Genomic DNA, 15,235 nt, shown 5'->3' with positions numbered 1-15,235 from the left:
CGGTTAGGTTGTTTTGCGTGATTTCTCGCATCGCTGCCGCCGTCGCCGCGGCTCTCGTGACCGCCACGCCCGCTTCCGCTTCCGAGCTCGTCGACGTGGAGGTGGAGGCGTTCAACGACACGACCCTGGTCGAGGGGCCGCTCGTCGCAGCACGCTGAACCCTCTGCGCTGTTCGGCCGTACGCCTCCTCAGAAGTTGTTTCCGACTCTCTGAGGAGGCCGCGTGCCCGGCCGTGCTGCAAGGACCACCGCTTTAGCCGCCGTAGTCGCCGCAACAGTGGTGTCGATGCCATCGGCGCACGCGCAACCAGCCGACGACGCGCTCAAGGCGTACACCGACCTGACGCATCACGCCGAGAAACTCACCCAGGACGCCCTGAAGGCGCAGGGCGACCTGTCCAAGGCGAACGCGATCGTGGGCCTGGCGACGGAGGCGGAGAAGAAGGCGCTGGCCGAGTCCGAGCAGTTCCGCGGCCAGGTCGACCTGCTGACCTCGGCGTCCTTCGAGGGCGCGACGTTCAACAACCTGTCGGCGTTGCTGACGAGTTCGTCCCAGCAGGACTTCCTGAACCGCATGCAGGCGTTGAACATGCTCGCCGCCGACAACAACGAGGCGCTGTCCCGTTTGGACGCGGCGTTGAGTGCGGCTACAAAGGCGCGCACGGACGCCACGAACGCCGCGGCCGCGGCGGACAAGCTGGTCAAGGACGTGACCGTGCGCAAGGCCGCGATGGACCAGCAGGTCGCGACCGCGCGGGCGAAGTACCAGTCGTTGTCCGCGCCGCAGCAGGCCAAGCTGAAGGCGCCGGGCGACACGTCGCCGGTGGCGGTCCCCGCGGGTGCGGCCGGCGTGGCGTTGAACTTCGCTTTGGGCGAGCGCGGCAAGCCGTACGTGTTCGGCTCCAACGGCCCGAACTCGTGGGACTGCTCGTCGCTGATGCAGGCGGCGTACCGGGCGGCGGGCGTGTCCATCCCGCGCGTCACCTACGACCAGGCGAAGGTCGGCCGCGCGGTCACCCGTGCCCAGGTCGCGCCTGGTGACCTCATCATTTACTACTCGGGTCAGTCGCACGTGGCCATGGCAGTGGACAGCGTTCGCGCGGTGCACGCGTCCACCGAGGGCGTGCCGGTGAAAATCGCCGACATCGACTCGATCGGACCCATTTCGGTGATTCGTCGGGTCGTCGGGTGACGCTTCTCTCCTACCCCGCGATAAACCGACGTAGACGACTGTGAGAGCGTGCTGGTCGGTGAACTGTTGAGGACCCGGTGGTAGACGAGGACAAGGTCATTCCGTAACCTGTCCGAGACCTTCGGCCCAGCAGTTAACCCACTCGGGGCACACGCCAAGGTTGCCGCCTTACGCGCAGTAGTTCTCGCGGGGCGGCTGCCAGGAAAAAGGAGGAACCGCGACGTGGTGTCGCAACCCTCGCGCCGCACCGTGCGTGGAGCGCTCGTGGCGACCGCAGCGGTCGTAGCAGCAGCTCTCCCCACGGCCCCGGCCACCGCTCAGCCTTCGGCCGCCGACGCGCTCAAGCAGTACAACGAGCTCTCGGAGAAGGCCTCTCAGCTCAACCAGGACCACCTCAAGGCCCAGGACGACTTCAAGGCCAAGCAGGGCCAGCTCGACAAGGCCAAGGGCGACCTCGCCGCGGCCCAGCAGGCCGAGGAGTCCCTCCGCGGTCAGGTCGACCTCCTCACCGAGGCGGTGAACGGCGGCGCGAACTTCACCCAGATCTCCGCGCTGCTGGTGAGCGACTCGCAGCAGGACTTCCTCAACCGCATGTCGGCCATCAACATCCTGGCGTCCGACAACGCGGAAGCCCTGAAGAAGCTGCAGGACGCGGTCGACCTGGCGGACACCGCCACGAAGTCGGCCAACGAGGCCACCGAGGCCTCGAAGAAGCTGCTGGCCGAGATCGAGCAGAAGAAGGCCGACCTCGCGAAGCAGCTAGAGACGGTCCGCGCCCAGTACAACCAGCTGAACGCGGCAACTCAGAACGCGCTGAAGAACAACGGCGACATGTCCACGATCCTGGTTCCGCCGGGCACCGCGGGCAAGGCCGTGCAGTTCGCCCTCGACCAGCGCGGCGACATGTACGTCTACGGCTCGAACGGCCCGAACACCTGGGACTGCTCCTCGCTGATCCAGAAGGCCTACGCAGCCGCGGGCGTGTCGATCGGCCGCACCAGCTACGCCCAGGCCGCGGCAGGTCGCCCGGTCGGGCGCGGCGAGGTCAAGGCCGGCGACATCATCGTGTACTACTCCAGCCAGTCGCACGTGGCCCTGGCCATCGACAACGTGCGCGCGGTCCACGCCTCCACCGAGGGGCAGCCGGTGAAGATCGCCGACATCAACTCGATCGGTCCGGTCACCGGTATGCGGCGCATCGAGGGCTGACGCTCTCTCGCTGTTCGTTCGGAACGCCCTCTCTCCAGCCCTTTCGGGTTCGGGGAGGGGGCGTTCCGCTTTGTCCGGGCCACCGACGGATCCGCCTTGCGGCGGGGTTGGCGGGCTTGCTGCTGACAGGACGGCGGTCCGCTGACAGGACGGCGCGGGGGTCGCTGACCGGACGGCGCGGGGGTCACCGATGGGGTGGCGCGGGTCGGCGAGCAAGACGGGCTCAGCGAGCGAAGCAGACCCGGCGTCGTCAGGCAAAGTCCGCACCGGACCACGCTGCAGGCGACGCGTCGCGGACAGGGCGTGTCGCTTCGTCCGGGCCGCAGACAGGGGCCGTTGTGCCCAGAACCGAGCTGCGTACGGGCGTGAACAGCCGGACCACCGCTGCAGGCGACGCATCACGCCCGCAGCGGGTCCGGCCGCCGGGTGGCTTACGTCGGCTGGTCCTGGCGCGCGATCGCGAAGGCCGGGTTGCCCTCGGAGTCCTGGCGCACGTCCAGCACCTTGTCCTCCAGGTACTGGGCCGCCGCGGGCTCCATGATGACCTTGGCGCCGGCGTCCGCGGTCACCACTTCGTCGCCGTCGACCGGCTCGCTCAGCGAGAGCTCCAGGGCCGCCTGGCTGTTCTGCTCGGCGGCCAGTGCGAAGCGCAGGCCGACGTCGTCGGTGGTGGCGGATGACTGCGACGTCAGCTCGTTGATGACCTCGGCAGCCATCGGCGTCACTTCGAGCATGTCGGCCCCTTCATCAGGAAACAAGAAACTCGTCCGGTGTTCCCGACATCAGCCGACTTCAACCACCGCTGCCCGAAGACCCAGGTAAAAGCACCTATGCAACGCGGTAGGCCGGGCGTGTCACCTCGTCGGCGGACATGGGGCCGCGGCGTCCCCGGGCCGCGCCGAACGGACACGCCGAACCCCGCCTGGGCAAAGACGAGCCGGACGTGCCACCCGCCAAACCCGACCCTGGGCCACACGGCGAGCCGGACACGCCAATCCCACCCCGAACAAGCGTCGCGACGTCCCCGGACCTCACCGAACGCCCTGCAAACCGACCTGGGCAACACAACGAGCCGGACGTGCCACCTGCCAAACCCGACCCTGGGCCACACGGCGAGCCGGACGTGTCACCTCACTCCGAACAATGGCCGCGCCTCGCCGGGCCTCCCCCGAGCAGACTCGCGAAACCCGACCCAGGCCACACCGTGAGCCGGACACGCCACCCCACCCGACAAGACCGCGCCACGCCCGAACGGCCTCGCCAGCCCGCCCAGGCCGCACCGTGACCGCGAAACGCCACCTCACTCCCACAAGGCCGCGGCCTTGTGGGAGGCCTCGCCAGCCCGCCCAGGCCACACCGTGACCGCGACACACCACCCCAGCCCGACGTGGCCGCGCCATGCCCGAACGGCCTTACCAGCCCCCGCCTAGGCAACGCGGTGAGCCGGCCGCGTCACCTCATTCCGCACATGCCCGCAAGCCGAACAAACCCGAGGCACCGGAATCAGCTCAGCCACCAACCGCCAAGAGTCCGCGAACGAAGGCACCTTCTGCCCAGGCACCAGCAGGCTGTCCAGCACCTCCTGCCGCCGCCGCCCCTTCTCCCGGCTGCGCTCCACCGGATCGCGCCGGTGGGCCAGAGCACGCGACTCCGCCCGCGCCCGCTCCCCCTCCGACCCGAGCGGGCCACCGCGGCGCGGAGCGTGCAGCAGGGCGTTGCGGCGGTTCACCCGGAACCACTCGCCCAGAGACATCCCCGCCAGGGGTGGGCGGGCGAGGCGGGCGCCGTCCGCTGTCCACGTCTGCAGGCGGGCTCGCAGGAACTCGTGGGCCACCTGGGCGCGGGAGCGCGGGCGGCCCTGGCGGGTGCCGTCCGGCTTCGTGTCGATGGCGACCAGCAGTGCGTCTACGCTCCACCCCGCCTTGAACCACGGCTCGAGCAGGCGCCGGACCCAGAGGCGGTCGGCGTCCGGCCACGAGGCGCGCACGCACAGGGACTCCACGGCGACGTCCACGTCGGTATCGGTGGACGGCACCACGCGGCCCGGCCAGCGACGGGGTTCGATCTGCATCTGACTGACCTCCCTGTAGCACACACGAACATCTGTTCGACATGCTGCCACGGGGGTCTGACAAAAACTGAATACCTAGCCCCTGACCAGGCGAAACTCACCCGATCAGCACAGCGGCACCGGTCACCCGACCGGACCGCAGGTCCGACAACGCCAGGTTCGCCGAGGCCAGCGGGTAGGGCTGAACGGCCACCGACAGCCGGTGCGAAGAACAAAACGACAGGAACTCGGCAGCGTCAGCACGGGTGTTCGCGGTGACCGACCGGACCTGCCGCTCCTGAAAGAGATGCCGGGAGTAGGACAAAACCGGCACGTCAGACAGGTGGATCCCGGCGATGGCCAACGTCCCACCCCGGTCCAGCGCCTCCAGAGCCGGAGGCACCAACGTCCCGACCGGCGCGAACAGAACAGCCGAGTCCAGCAACACCGGCGGCGCATCAGCAGAAGCCGAAGCCGCCCCCAACGACAACGCCAAAGCACGGGCAGCAGAAGACCGCGTCACCACGTGCACCTCGTACCCACGAGCAACAGCGACCTGCAGAGCCAGATGAGCCGACCCACCGAACCCGTAGATCCCCAACCGCCCACCGTCAGGCACAGCAGCACGCTTCAAAGCCCGATACCCGATGATCCCGGCACACAACAACGGCGCCAGCGACTCGGACGAGTACCCAGAAGGCAACCGCAACGCATAAGCAGCAGGAACGACCGCATAAGACGCGTAACCACCGTCAGCGTCCCACCCGGTGTACAGCGACGACGGACACAGGTTCTCGTCACCACGCAGACAGAACCGGCAAGACCCGCACGTGTGCCGCAACCAAGCGATCCCGACCCGCTCCCCCACCACAAAATCGCCAGCCGAAACGACAACCTCACCAACGACCTGATGCCCCGGCACGACCGAAACACGATGCACGGGCAGATCCCCGTCAACGACGTGCAAATCGGTCCGGCACACCCCGCAGGCGAGCACCCGCACGAGCAACTCCCCCGGAGCGGGTGAAGGCACCGGCACATCCACCAAACGCAGCGGCGTGGTCTGCCACGAAAGCACGATCCCCAGGTTAGCCTGCGAAAATGGCACACCACGAGCCTCACGAAGAGGTCACCGGCGACCGGATGAACTGGCTGCGCGCGGGTGTTCTCGGTGCGAACGACGGCATCGTGTCGACGGCGAGCCTCGTGGTGGGTGTCGCCGGCGCGACCACGGACAGGACGCAGATCCTGATCGCCGGACTGGCCGGCCTCTTCGCGGGCGCGATGTCGATGGCGAGCGGCGAGTACGTGTCCGTCAGCAGCCAGCGCGACGCTGAACGCTCCCTGCTGGCCAAGGAACGCCAGGAACTCAGGGACATGCCCGAAGAGGAGCTCGAAGAACTCACCGAGATCTACGAGAACAAAGGTCTCGACCCCGAAACCGCCGAAGAGGTCGCCAGGCAGCTCACCAAGCACGACGCCCTCGCCGCCCACGCCGAGGCGGAGCTGCACATCGACCCGGACGAGCTCACGAACCCGTGGGGCGCCGCCATCGCGAGCTTCGTGAGCTTCACCATCGGCGCCCTCCTCCCCCTCGCCGCGATCGCACTCACGCCTACCAGCCTGCGCGTGCCCATCACGGTCGTCGCCGCCATCGTCACCCTCGCCCTCACCGGGTTCGTCAGCGCGAAGCTGAGCGGCGCGAACAAGCAGCGCGCGATCATCCGCAACGTCGCGGGTGGACTGATCGCCATGGGCGTCACCTACGCCATCGGCTCGCTCGTCGGCCAAAGCATCGGATAGCACCGGACTGGGTACAGCAATGCCATGAGCGAAGAACGCGGCGCGTACGTCTCCGGGGACACCGACGACTTCGAGGCCCTGGACGAGGACAACCTCAAGAGCGACCCGCAGGAGCCGGAAGAGGGCTGGGCCGAGTCCAACAGGTACGGGATGACCGAATACGAGCAGGCGCATCCCCGGCCCCTGGACGAACGCCTCGAAGAAGAACGCAGCGATGTCGGCGAGACGGGTGCATGATCGAAGCATGAGCCTCGGCATCCCGGAGAAGATCACGGCGTTGCTGTTCGACCTCGACGGTGTGCTCACCAGCACCGCGGTCCTGCACCGCAAGGCGTGGAAGCAGACGTTCGAGGGCATGGGCCAGCCGTTCAGCGAGCAGGACTACCTCGCCTACGTCGACGGCAAACCGCGCTACGACGGCGTCCGCAGCTTCCTCGCCTCGCGCGGCCTCACGCCGCCGGACGAGGAGATCCGCCGCGTCGGCGACCTGAAGAACGACCTGGTCAACCAGATCATCGACGAGGAGGGCATCACGCCGTACCCCGCCTCGGTCCGCTACCTCCAGGCAGCACGAGAAGCCGGCCTGCCCATCGGCGTCGTCACGTCCTCGGCCAACGCCATGCGCGTCCTCAGAGCGGGCAACCTGCTGGACTACGTCGACGCGTTGGTGGACGGCAACGTCATCACGACGTCGAACCTGCAGGGCAAACCGGCGCCGGACTCGTTCGTGGAAGGCGCCAGAAGGCTCAAGACACCACCGGAGAACGCCGCCGTCTACGAGGACGCGCTCGCGGGAGTGAAAGCCGGGCACGACGGCGGTTTCGGGTTCGTCGTCGGCGTCGACCGCGGCCACCAACGGGACGCGCTGAAGCAGAACGGCGCCGACGTGGTCGTCGACGAGCTCGACGAGCTGCTCTCATGAGCTACGCGGTCGAACCGTGGCAGCTGCGCTGGCAGGGCCTGTCCGTGGACCACCTCCACCAGACCGAGTCGACGTTCGCCCTGGCCAACGGCCACATCGGGTTCCGGGGCACGCTCGACGAGGGCGAGCCGCGTGGCCTGCCGGGCACGTACCTCAACGGCTTCCACGAGGAACACCAGCTGTCGTACGGGGAATCCGGCTACGGCTACCCCGAGGCCGGCCAGACCATCGTGAACGTCACCGACGGCAAGATCATCCGGCTGCTGGTCGAGGACGAGCCGCTGGACATGCGCTACGGCAACGCGATCGAGCACGAGCGCATGCTGGACTTCCGCTCCGGCACGCTGCGCCGCCGCACGCTGTGGGAGTCCCCGACCGGGCGGCGCGTGATCGTGCGCAGCGAGCGGCTGGTGTCGTTCACCCAACGCGCGGTCGCCGCGATCCGCTACGAGGTCGAGCCGCTCGACGACGTGCAGCTCGTCGTCCAGTCCGACCTGCTCGCCAACGAGCCGACCGTCAGTCGCAGCAACGATCCCCGTGTCGCCGCCGCACTGGATTCCCCGCTGGTCAACGACTTCACGATGGCCGAGAAGACGCGGGCCGTGCTGTGCCACCACACCAAGGTGTCCGGCCTGCGCATGGCGGCCGCGATGGACCACGAGATCGACATCGAAGGCGGGGTCGACGTCCGCACGGAGATCCGCGCCGAAGCCGACCTGGCCCGCTACACCGCCGCCGTCGACGTGGCGAAAGGCAGCTGCCTGAAGCTCACCAAGTACCTCGCCTACGGCTGGTCCGGCCAGCGTTCCACGCCAGCCCTGCGCGCCCAGGTCGAGGCCGCGCTCGCCGGCGCGTGTCAGACCGGCTGGGACGGGCTCCTCAAGGAGCAGCGGGACTTCCTGGACGACTTCTGGGAGGTCGCCGACATCGAGATCGAGGGCGACGACGAGCTGCAGCAGGCGATCCGGTTCGCGCTGTTCCACATCCTGCAGGCCGGTGCCCGCGGTGAGTCCCGCGCCATTCCCGGAAAAGGTCTCACCGGCCCCGGCTACGACGGGCACGCGTTCTGGGACACCGAGATGTTCGTGCTCCCTGTCCTCACCTACACGCTGCCCGACGCCGCCCGCGACGCGCTGCGGTGGCGTCACGCCACATTGGACAAAGCTCGCGACCGCGCGAAAGTGTTGGGGCTCAAGGGCGCCGCGTTCCCGTGGCGTTCGATCAACGGCGCCGAGTGCAGTGCGTACTGGCCCGCGGGCACGGCCGCGTTCCACGTCTCCGGTGACGTCGCCTTCGCCACTCAGCAGTACCTCAACGCCACCAACGACGAAGCCTTCGAACGCGACGAGGCCACGGAGATCCTCGTGGAGACCGCACGGTTGTGGACCTCGCTCGGCCACCACGACCAGCACGACGGCTTCCGCATCGACGGCGTCACGGGCCCGGACGAGTACTCGGCGATCGTCGACAACAACGTCTACACCAACCTGATCGCCCAGCAGAACCTGCGCTCCGCCGCCAACGCCGCCGAACGCAACCCCTCGGTCCTGAACGTCTCCGCGGACGAGATCGCGGCCTGGCGGCGGGCGGCCGACGCGATGGCGATCCCCTACGACGAGATGTTGCAGGTGCACCCGCAGGCGGACAACTTCACCAAGCACGCGGAGTGGGACTTCGAGAACACACCGGAGGAGAAGTACCCGCTGCTGCTGCACTTCCCGTACTTCGACCTGTACCGCAGGCAGGTCGTGAAGCAGGCGGACCTGGTGCTCGCGATGCACGTGCGCGGCGACGTGTTCACCGCCGACCAGAAGGCCCGCAACTTCGCCTACTACGAGGCCCGCACCGTGCGCGACTCGTCGCTGTCGGCGGGCACGCAGGCCGTGCTCGCTGCGGAGGTCGGGCACCTCGGCCTCGCGTTCGACTACCTCGTCGAGGCCGCGTACACCGACCTCCACGACCTGCACGACAACGTCAACAACGGCCTGCACATGGCCTCGCTGGCGGGCGCGTGGATGGCGCTGGTGGCGGGGTTCGGCGGCATGCGGGACCACGGCGGCGAGCTGACGTTCGCGCCGCGGCTACCGGACGCGCTGACCCGGTTCTCGTTCCGGATGGCCTTCCGGGGCACCAGAATCGCGATCGACGTGTGCGAGACCGAGGCCACCTACCGGATCGTGGACGGCACCGAGCTCACCACCAGGCACCACGGCGAGCCGATCACGATCACCGCTGGAAGCCCGGTGACCGTGCCGATCCCGAAGGCTCCCGAGCTCGAACGGCCGAAGTCGCCGTTCGGCCGGGAGCCGCGCAGGCATTAGCCGAGCTTGGAGACCTGGTAGTGCGCTATCAGGTCTCCCTTGACCAGCACGCTCAGGTTCACGTTGATCGTCGGCCTGTCGACGAACGAGAAATCGACGCTCAAATAACCGAGCACCAGATCGTCGGCGAGCTGACGTGTTTCCAGCACCTTGTACTCCGCTTTCAGTCCAATGGGCTGAGAATCGTAGTACGCGGCGACTGCTGCTCTGCCGACACCGTACGGGTGCAGGCCCTGGAAAATCGCGTCGTCGGTGAAATTGGCCGCCACACGCTCCGGTTCGTGCGCGTCCACGGCGTCCTTCCACGCGTCCATGACGTTGTGCAGGCTCATGTCAGTGCCCCGCGCTCTGGCCGCCGTCGACGTGCAGGATCTCGCCCGTAACGAAGCCGGCCTGTTCGAGGAACGTGATGGCGTCCACGACGTCCTCGATCTCACCGATCCGCCCGACCGGGTGCAGCCCGGCCAGCGTCTCGAGGGTCTCCGGGGCATGCATCGGCGTGCGGATGATGCCGAGCGCGACCGTGTTGAACCGGATGTCCCGGCTCGCGTACTCGATCGCCAACGACTTCGTCACGGCGTTCAGACCGCCCTTGGTCAGCGACGCGAGCGCGGACGGCACAGACGAAAGCGCGTGGTCCACCAACGTCGTGGACACGTTCACCACGTGCCCGCCTTTCTCCATGGCGGCGACCGCGCCGCGCGTGATGTCGAAGAACCCGGTCAGGTTGGTGCCGGTGACGGCGGCGAAGTCCTCGTCGGTGTACTCGGTGAACGGCTTCGCGACGAAGATGCCCGCGTTGTTGACGAGGGTGTCGACCCGGCCGAACCGCGCAAGCGCTTCCCGCACGACCCGCGCACCCTCCCCGAGCTGCGAGAGGTCGGCCCGGATCGCGAGCACCTCGGGGTCGTTCGAGGAATCGATGGAACGCGAGACCGCGACCACCGAATGGCCGAGCTTTCGATAGGCCGGTACGAGCGCGGCACCAATTCCCTGCGACGCACCCGTGACGATGGCGACCTTGCTCATTTTCCGACTCGCTTTCGAAGGAGAGAAGTTGTGGAACTGACAGCCACAACAGCGCGCACCCGCGAGTCCATTTCACGGAATTGCGACCTGTTCTCTCCTTCGTGAGAGGCTCAGCCTCTCAACGCGCGGTACGGGTCGTCGGCGGGCAGCCAGACCCCGTCACGGCCCAGCCCGAGATCGCCCACGTCCCGCACGATCGCCTCGGCGGCGGCGATCACGTCCGCGCGGGTCTCGTCCTCCCGGCGCACCAGCGACCACGTCCACAGCACCTCGGGGTCGATCACCGGCCGCTGCACCAGATCCGGCGGCAACGGCGTGGTCTGCCCCTTCGGCGAGTTGAGCACCGGCGTCGTGCACACCCGCACGTGGTCGAAGAAAGCCGGCCCGGTGATGGCGCCGTTGTGGATGCGCCGGACACGGGCGCCGGTGTCGCGCGCGAACTCCTCGGCGTAGTCGTTCCAGGACTGCCACGACGTGACGTCGTCGTCCACGAGCACCGCGATGTCCTTGGCCCGCACCGGACTCGCATCGGTGCCGACGGCCACCGCGTAGAGCCGATCGGCGCCCAGCAACCGCACGTTCAACCCCAGCTGGGCAGCGTCCGCCTGGCGGATCCAGCACACGGCCAGGTCGAGGCTCCCGTCCGCGACCCGCGCCGCCTGCTGGTGCGAGGGCACCACCCACGCGTCCACGTAGAGCTGCGCGATCCCAGCCGTGCGGGCACTCAGATCCGACGGAAGCCAGTTCACGTACCCGATCCGCACCGGCCGTGACCCGGACAGCTGCCGTGCGTGCCGCTGCAGCTCATCGGCGCGTTCGAGCAACGCCCGCACCTCCGGGACCAGCGCTGCTCCGGCGGACGTGAGCGCGACCGTGCGGCGGTCACGCGCGAACAACGGCACCCCGAGGTCGCGCTCAAGTGCCTTGATCTGCTGCGACAACGACGGCCCCGCGATCAGCAGCCGAGCCGCTGCCCGGCCGAAGTGCAGCTCCTCGGCGACCGCGAGGAAGTAACGGAGTTGGCGCAGTTCCACGCCTCGCATCCTAAGAGGCTCAGGCTCCCACGCAGGAGAAAGCCGGTCGTGGCGCCCGCGACACACCCGGCCGCACGATGAGTCCATGAGAGAGTTCATCGTCGAGATCACCACGACGTTCCCCGAGGCCATGGACCAGTCCGAAGTGGACTCGCTGCGGGCCGCAGAAGCAGTGCGGGCCAAGGAACTCACGGCAAGCGGCAACCTCGTCCGGCTGTGGCGTCCGATCGGCGAGATGCGCAGCATCGGCCTGTGGCTGGCCGACGACGAGGACGACCTCCACGCTCACGTCCTCGGCACCCTGCCGTTGAGCCCTTGGATGACGTTCAACGTCACCGCCGTGCAGCCGCACCCGAACGACCCAGGACGTTGAGCGCCCGCGCCGGCGCTGCTCTCGCGGCAGCGATGGGCATCGGACGGTTCGTCTACACGCCGATCCTGCCGCTGATGACCGCTCAGGCCGGGCTCTCAGCTGCTTCGGCGGCAAGCCTGGCCACCGCCAACTACCTCGGCTACTTCGTCGGCGCACTCGCCACGATCGTGCGGGCGCCGTCACGAACCACGAACCGCGCGGCGCTCGTGCTGCTGGTGATGACACTCGCCGGGATGCCGCTGACGCACAGCATGGCCGCGTGGTTCGTGCTGCGCCTGCTGGCCGGGATCGCGAGCGCCGTGGTGTTCGTGGCTGCGGTGAACGCCGGGCCGGGTTGGGGAATGAGCGGCGTCGGGGTCGGAATCGCGGTGTCCGGGCTGATCGTGCTCGCGCACGCCGAGTGGAGGTTCGCCTGGTGGGGAGCGGCGATCGTGGCCGCCCTGCTGGCGGCTTGGGCCTGGCCTCTGCAGCCGGCACGCCCAGGCGCGCGGACGCGGCAACCGAGAAGCCTTCGGCCACCGATCACCAGGACCACCCGCCGAGCCTTCGGCGCCCTCTTCACCAGCTACACCCTCGAAGGCGTGGGCTACATCATCGCCGGCACGTTCCTGGTCGCCGCGATCAGCGGCCCGCTCGGCAGCGGGGCCTGGATCCTCGTCGGGATCTCCGCCGCGGCCTCCCCCGCCCTCATGACCGCACTCGGCAACAACCGCCCCGCCCTCGCCGCCGCCCTCTTCCTCCAGGCAGCGGGAATCGCCCTGCCCGTACTCGTCGGCAGCACCTCGGCAGCCGTGGTCGCCGTCGTCCTGTTCGGCGCAACCTTCCTCGGCATCGCCACCACCTCACTGAAGATCGGCGCCGAGCTCGGCTTTCCGCGAGCCGCAGCCGTGCTCACCACCGGCTACTCGGCGGGCCAGATCCTCGGCCCGCTCCTCGCCACTCCTTTGCTGCACAACGGTTATGACCAGGCCCTGCTGCTGGCCTCGGCGATCGTCCTCACAGCTCTAGCACCACTTTCACGTCTCCGGGCCGCGACTCGAACGCCTCCGCGAAGGACTCCAGCGGCACACGTCGAGTGATCATCGCCGACAGCCACGCGTCATCGGCCCGGTCCAGCACCGCCGACGCCTCCCGGTAGTGCCGCACGTTCGAGTTGACCGTCCCGAACACGAGCCCGTTGTGCAGCACCAGATCCCGGTTCACCTGCCCGAGATCCACCGGCAGCACCTCGGTCGACGGCACCCCGGTCAGGCACACCAGCTCCCGCCCGAGCAGGCGCGCCACCAGTGAGGGCGCCCCGGTCGCCTCGATCACCACCTGATGATCCGGCAACGACCGGTGATAGGTCGCGCCCAGCGACTCCACCAGATCAGGTTTCGGGCCGGACGTGGCCAGATCGAAGACGTGCACGTCCAACCCGCGCTGGACCCCGATCATCGCCGCCAGCAGCCCTATCGGCCCCGCCCCGGTGATCAGCACCTGATCGAACGGGAACAACGCCAGCCGGTCCAGCCGCTCCCAGGCCTTGACCACCACCGAGGTCGGCTCCACGAGCACACCTGTCGACGAGCTGACACCAACGGCATAGGCAGCCGGGACCGTCCACACCGTGGAGCCGTACCCGTCGAGCCCGGTGATCCCGCGCTCGGTGTACTTCCCGTTCCGGCAGTTGTCGAACTCCTCGCGCGCACACTCCGAGCAAGGCACCGGATCCGGCCGACGCACCACCCCGGCCACCAACGACCCCGGCTCGAACCCAGGTCCGCTGATCACCCTGCCCAACGACTCGTGGCCGATCACCAAAGTCCCGCCGACCCCGAACTCACCGCGCACGATCTCCCGATCCGTCCCGCAGATCCCGATCGCCACCCCCTCCACCAGCAGTTCGTCCGCGAGAGGCTCCGGATCGGGCAGTTCGGTCAACGACAAAGATCCGGCTCGTGCAAGATCCACCGTCAGTGCGCGCATGAGATCCATTCTTGACATATCGACACGATCACGCTGGTATGAGAGCGCTCTCACTGCCCTGAAGTCAGGCGCAGTCTGTCTCAGTGAGGAGATAGTCGATGCGCAAGCTCCTGCTGCTCGCGACATCGGCCCTATTAGGGCTGACAACGTTGTCTGCACCTGTTCAAGCAGCTCCACCGAACCTGCTCCCCCTGACCGTCACGAACAACTCGGGGCGCGGCGACGCGGTCCACCTGTACGTGTTCGGCGAGATGGGCGGCCGGCTCGGGTACGTGAACGCGAACGGCCAGTTCACACCCTGGTCCGGAGGGGCGATTCCCCCGACGCCCGCACCGGACGTGTCCATCCCCGGCCCCGGCAACGGAGGCAGCCGGACCCTGCAGATCCCGCTCAACCTCGCCGGCGGCCGGCTCTACATGTCCTTCCGGGACAAGCTGAAGTTCTTCCTCGTGCCGGGCGGACTGGTGCAGCCCGCGCCGTGGGCCGCGGGCGACCCGAACCGCGACATCCTGTTCGACTGGAGCGAGTTCACCTACAACGGCGGCGGGTTGTGGTTGAACAGCTCCCAGGTCGACATGTTCAGCGTCCCGCACGCGGTCGAGGCGACCTCGCAGGCCGGTGCCACCAAGCGCACGGGGCAACTCGTGAGCAACGGCCGCAACCGCATCTTCGACCAGCACCAGCAGATGGGCGGCGACTGGGCGCGGTTGATCTACACCCGGCCGGACGGCACCCGGCTGCGCGTCCTGAACCCCAGCAAGGGCCTGGACGCGGGCGTGTTCTCCAGCTCGTACTTCCAGAGCTACGTCAGCAGCACGTGGTCGACGTACCAGAACACGCCACTGACGGTGGTCCCGTACCAGAACGAGCCGAACCGCAAGTTCACCGGCCGCACCAGCGGAGGGGTCCTCAACTTCACCAACACGGCGGGCCAGCAGGTCGCGTCGTTCCAACAGCCGTCGACGCGCGACATCTTCAACTGCGACGGCCGTTTGGCGGCACCGAACAACGACGTCGGCGCGATCTCGCGGTCGCTGTGCGCGGCGCTCAACCGCTCGACGCTCGGCTACATCCACACCCAGCCGACGTACAACGCGAGCCAGTTCTACACCCGCTCGATCACCAACCACTACTCGAAGATCGTGCACGCGAACATGGCCGACGGGAAGGCGTACGGCTTCGCGTTCGATGACGTCGGCGCGTTCGAGTCACTTGTTCACGAACCGAACCCGCGCTCGGCAAAAGTCGTCCTGACTGCATTCTGAACCGAAACGTTCTTGCTTTTGATCGACTTTCACTCCACTGTGTGAGAGCCGTCGCCGCGGCTCTCACACA

At 68.1% G+C, this 15,235-nt stretch carries 17 protein-coding genes; 10 read left to right on the top strand and 7 right to left on the bottom strand.

The window, feature by feature from the left end; genetic code table 11:
* Positions 1 to 17 precede the first annotated feature (17 nt).
* The 3 genes from LFM09_RS21205 (at position 18) to LFM09_RS21195 (ending at position 2,400) form a co-directional block, all read left to right on the top strand.
* The gene (locus LFM09_RS21205) at positions 18 to 158 is read left to right on the top strand and encodes a hypothetical protein (RefSeq protein ID WP_414098244.1); all 141 of its coding nucleotides are present in this window, start codon (positions 18 to 20) and stop codon (positions 156 to 158) included.
* A gap of 127 nt (positions 159 to 285) precedes the next feature.
* The gene (locus LFM09_RS21200; protein ID WP_414098243.1) at positions 286 to 1,191 is read left to right on the top strand and encodes a C40 family peptidase; all 906 of its coding nucleotides are present in this window, start codon (positions 286 to 288) and stop codon (positions 1,189 to 1,191) included.
* Positions 1,192 to 1,455: 264 nt separating this feature from the next.
* A complete protein-coding gene (locus LFM09_RS21195; protein WP_414098242.1) occupies positions 1,456 to 2,400 on the top strand; it encodes a C40 family peptidase in 945 nt (314 codons plus the stop codon).
* Between the two features lie 431 nt (positions 2,401 to 2,831).
* Here LFM09_RS21195 and LFM09_RS21190 read toward each other — a convergent pair whose 3' ends face one another.
* From LFM09_RS21190 to LFM09_RS21180, 3 genes are all read right to left on the bottom strand, one after another.
* Positions 2,832 to 3,134 carry an iron-sulfur cluster biosynthesis protein gene (locus tag LFM09_RS21190; protein WP_414098241.1) on the bottom strand — a complete coding sequence of 101 codons (303 nt, stop codon included), beginning with the start codon at positions 3,132 to 3,134 and terminating at the stop codon, positions 2,832 to 2,834.
* 692 nt (positions 3,135 to 3,826) lie between these two features.
* A complete protein-coding gene (locus tag LFM09_RS21185) occupies positions 3,827 to 4,471 on the bottom strand; it encodes a hypothetical protein (protein ID WP_414098240.1) in 645 nt (214 codons plus the stop codon).
* Positions 4,472 to 4,568: 97 nt separating this feature from the next.
* The gene (locus tag LFM09_RS21180) at positions 4,569 to 5,528 is read right to left on the bottom strand and encodes a zinc-binding alcohol dehydrogenase family protein (RefSeq protein WP_414098239.1); all 960 of its coding nucleotides are present in this window, start codon (positions 5,526 to 5,528) and stop codon (positions 4,569 to 4,571) included.
* Between the two features lie 23 nt (positions 5,529 to 5,551).
* Between LFM09_RS21180 and LFM09_RS21175 the strand changes: the two genes are divergently transcribed.
* Genes LFM09_RS21175 through LFM09_RS21160 form a run of 4 tightly spaced genes read left to right on the top strand, consistent with a single transcriptional unit; the run spans position 5,552 to position 9,496 of the window.
* Positions 5,552 to 6,253, top strand: coding sequence for a VIT family protein (locus LFM09_RS21175; protein ID WP_414098238.1), 702 nt, complete (start codon positions 5,552 to 5,554; stop codon positions 6,251 to 6,253).
* 24 nt (positions 6,254 to 6,277) lie between these two features.
* Positions 6,278 to 6,490, top strand: a complete 213-nt coding sequence (locus LFM09_RS21170) for a hypothetical protein (RefSeq protein WP_414098237.1) — start codon at positions 6,278 to 6,280, stop codon at positions 6,488 to 6,490.
* Positions 6,491 to 6,497: 7 nt separating this feature from the next.
* Positions 6,498 to 7,175, top strand: a complete 678-nt coding sequence (locus tag LFM09_RS21165; RefSeq protein ID WP_414098236.1) for an HAD family hydrolase — start codon at positions 6,498 to 6,500, stop codon at positions 7,173 to 7,175.
* Positions 7,172 to 9,496 (top strand): glycoside hydrolase family 65 protein, encoded by a 2,325-nt coding sequence (locus LFM09_RS21160; RefSeq protein ID WP_414098235.1) that lies wholly within the window; start codon positions 7,172 to 7,174, stop codon positions 9,494 to 9,496. The genes LFM09_RS21165 and LFM09_RS21160 overlap by 4 nt, the downstream gene beginning before the upstream one ends.
* On the opposite strand, the gene LFM09_RS21155 is transcribed toward LFM09_RS21160, so the two are convergent.
* The 3 genes from LFM09_RS21155 to LFM09_RS21145 all read right to left on the bottom strand — a co-directional run bounded on the left by LFM09_RS21155 (position 9,493) and on the right by LFM09_RS21145 (position 11,559).
* Complete coding sequence (locus LFM09_RS21155) at positions 9,493 to 9,828, bottom strand: hypothetical protein (protein WP_414098234.1); 336 nt, start codon at positions 9,826 to 9,828, stop codon at positions 9,493 to 9,495. The two genes, LFM09_RS21160 and LFM09_RS21155, sit on opposite strands and share 4 nt — an antisense overlap.
* 1 nt (position 9,829) lies before the next feature.
* A complete protein-coding gene (locus tag LFM09_RS21150; protein WP_414098233.1) occupies positions 9,830 to 10,525 on the bottom strand; it encodes an SDR family NAD(P)-dependent oxidoreductase in 696 nt (231 codons plus the stop codon).
* Positions 10,526 to 10,635: 110 nt separating this feature from the next.
* Positions 10,636 to 11,559 (bottom strand): LysR family transcriptional regulator, encoded by a 924-nt coding sequence (locus tag LFM09_RS21145; protein WP_414098232.1) that lies wholly within the window; start codon positions 11,557 to 11,559, stop codon positions 10,636 to 10,638.
* An 85-nt stretch (positions 11,560 to 11,644) separates the two neighbouring features.
* On the opposite strand from LFM09_RS21145, the gene LFM09_RS21140 reads away from it, so the two are divergent.
* Together LFM09_RS21140 and LFM09_RS21135 are read left to right on the top strand one after the other, a co-directional pair.
* The gene (locus LFM09_RS21140; RefSeq protein WP_414098231.1) at positions 11,645 to 11,932 is read left to right on the top strand and encodes a muconolactone Delta-isomerase family protein; all 288 of its coding nucleotides are present in this window, start codon (positions 11,645 to 11,647) and stop codon (positions 11,930 to 11,932) included.
* Positions 11,929 to 13,011, top strand: coding sequence for a YbfB/YjiJ family MFS transporter (locus tag LFM09_RS21135; RefSeq protein ID WP_414098230.1), 1,083 nt, complete (start codon positions 11,929 to 11,931; stop codon positions 13,009 to 13,011). Before LFM09_RS21140 ends, LFM09_RS21135 begins: the two co-directional genes overlap by 4 nt.
* Here LFM09_RS21135 and LFM09_RS21130 read toward each other — a convergent pair.
* Positions 12,929 to 13,900: an alcohol dehydrogenase catalytic domain-containing protein gene (locus LFM09_RS21130; protein ID WP_414098229.1), complete on the bottom strand. Its 972-nt coding sequence runs from the start codon at positions 13,898 to 13,900 to the stop codon at positions 12,929 to 12,931. The two genes, LFM09_RS21135 and LFM09_RS21130, sit on opposite strands and share 83 nt — an antisense overlap.
* Before the next feature lie 98 nt (positions 13,901 to 13,998).
* Between LFM09_RS21130 and LFM09_RS21125 the strand changes: the two genes are divergently transcribed.
* The gene (locus LFM09_RS21125; RefSeq protein ID WP_414098228.1) at positions 13,999 to 15,165 is read left to right on the top strand and encodes a beta-1,3-glucanase family protein; all 1,167 of its coding nucleotides are present in this window, start codon (positions 13,999 to 14,001) and stop codon (positions 15,163 to 15,165) included.
* Positions 15,166 to 15,235 lie beyond the last annotated feature (70 nt).

The sequence above is a fragment of the Lentzea alba genome (assembly GCF_047445655.1).
In the GTDB taxonomy this organism is placed as follows: domain Bacteria; phylum Actinomycetota; class Actinomycetes; order Mycobacteriales; family Pseudonocardiaceae; genus Lentzea; species Lentzea alba_A.
The sequence above is the reverse complement of the archived record's forward strand: the minus strand, read 5'-3'. Positions and strand labels throughout refer to the sequence as shown.

Excerpts from the sequence above, each read along its gene's own strand:
- LFM09_RS21190 (WP_414098241.1), bottom strand. The coding sequence starts at position 3,134 with ATGCTCGAAGTGACGCCGATGGCTGCCGAGGTCATCAACGAGCTGACG.
- LFM09_RS21125 (WP_414098228.1), top strand. The coding sequence starts at position 13,999 with ATGCGCAAGCTCCTGCTGCTCGCGACATCGGCCCTATTAGGGCTGACA.
- LFM09_RS21175 (WP_414098238.1), top strand. The coding sequence starts at position 5,552 with ATGGCACACCACGAGCCTCACGAAGAGGTCACCGGCGACCGGATGAAC.
- LFM09_RS21165 (WP_414098236.1), top strand. The coding sequence starts at position 6,498 with ATGAGCCTCGGCATCCCGGAGAAGATCACGGCGTTGCTGTTCGACCTC.
- LFM09_RS21160 (WP_414098235.1), top strand. The coding sequence starts at position 7,172 with ATGAGCTACGCGGTCGAACCGTGGCAGCTGCGCTGGCAGGGCCTGTCC.
- LFM09_RS21130 (WP_414098229.1), bottom strand. The coding sequence starts at position 13,900 with ATGCGCGCACTGACGGTGGATCTTGCACGAGCCGGATCTTTGTCGTTG.
- LFM09_RS21155 (WP_414098234.1), bottom strand. The coding sequence starts at position 9,828 with ATGAGCCTGCACAACGTCATGGACGCGTGGAAGGACGCCGTGGACGCG.
- LFM09_RS21140 (WP_414098231.1), top strand. The coding sequence starts at position 11,645 with ATGAGAGAGTTCATCGTCGAGATCACCACGACGTTCCCCGAGGCCATG.
- LFM09_RS21170 (WP_414098237.1), top strand. The coding sequence starts at position 6,278 with ATGAGCGAAGAACGCGGCGCGTACGTCTCCGGGGACACCGACGACTTC.
- LFM09_RS21150 (WP_414098233.1), bottom strand. The coding sequence starts at position 10,525 with ATGAGCAAGGTCGCCATCGTCACGGGTGCGTCGCAGGGAATTGGTGCC.
- LFM09_RS21185 (WP_414098240.1), bottom strand. The coding sequence starts at position 4,471 with ATGCAGATCGAACCCCGTCGCTGGCCGGGCCGCGTGGTGCCGTCCACC.
- LFM09_RS21200 (WP_414098243.1), top strand. The coding sequence starts at position 286 with ATGCCATCGGCGCACGCGCAACCAGCCGACGACGCGCTCAAGGCGTAC.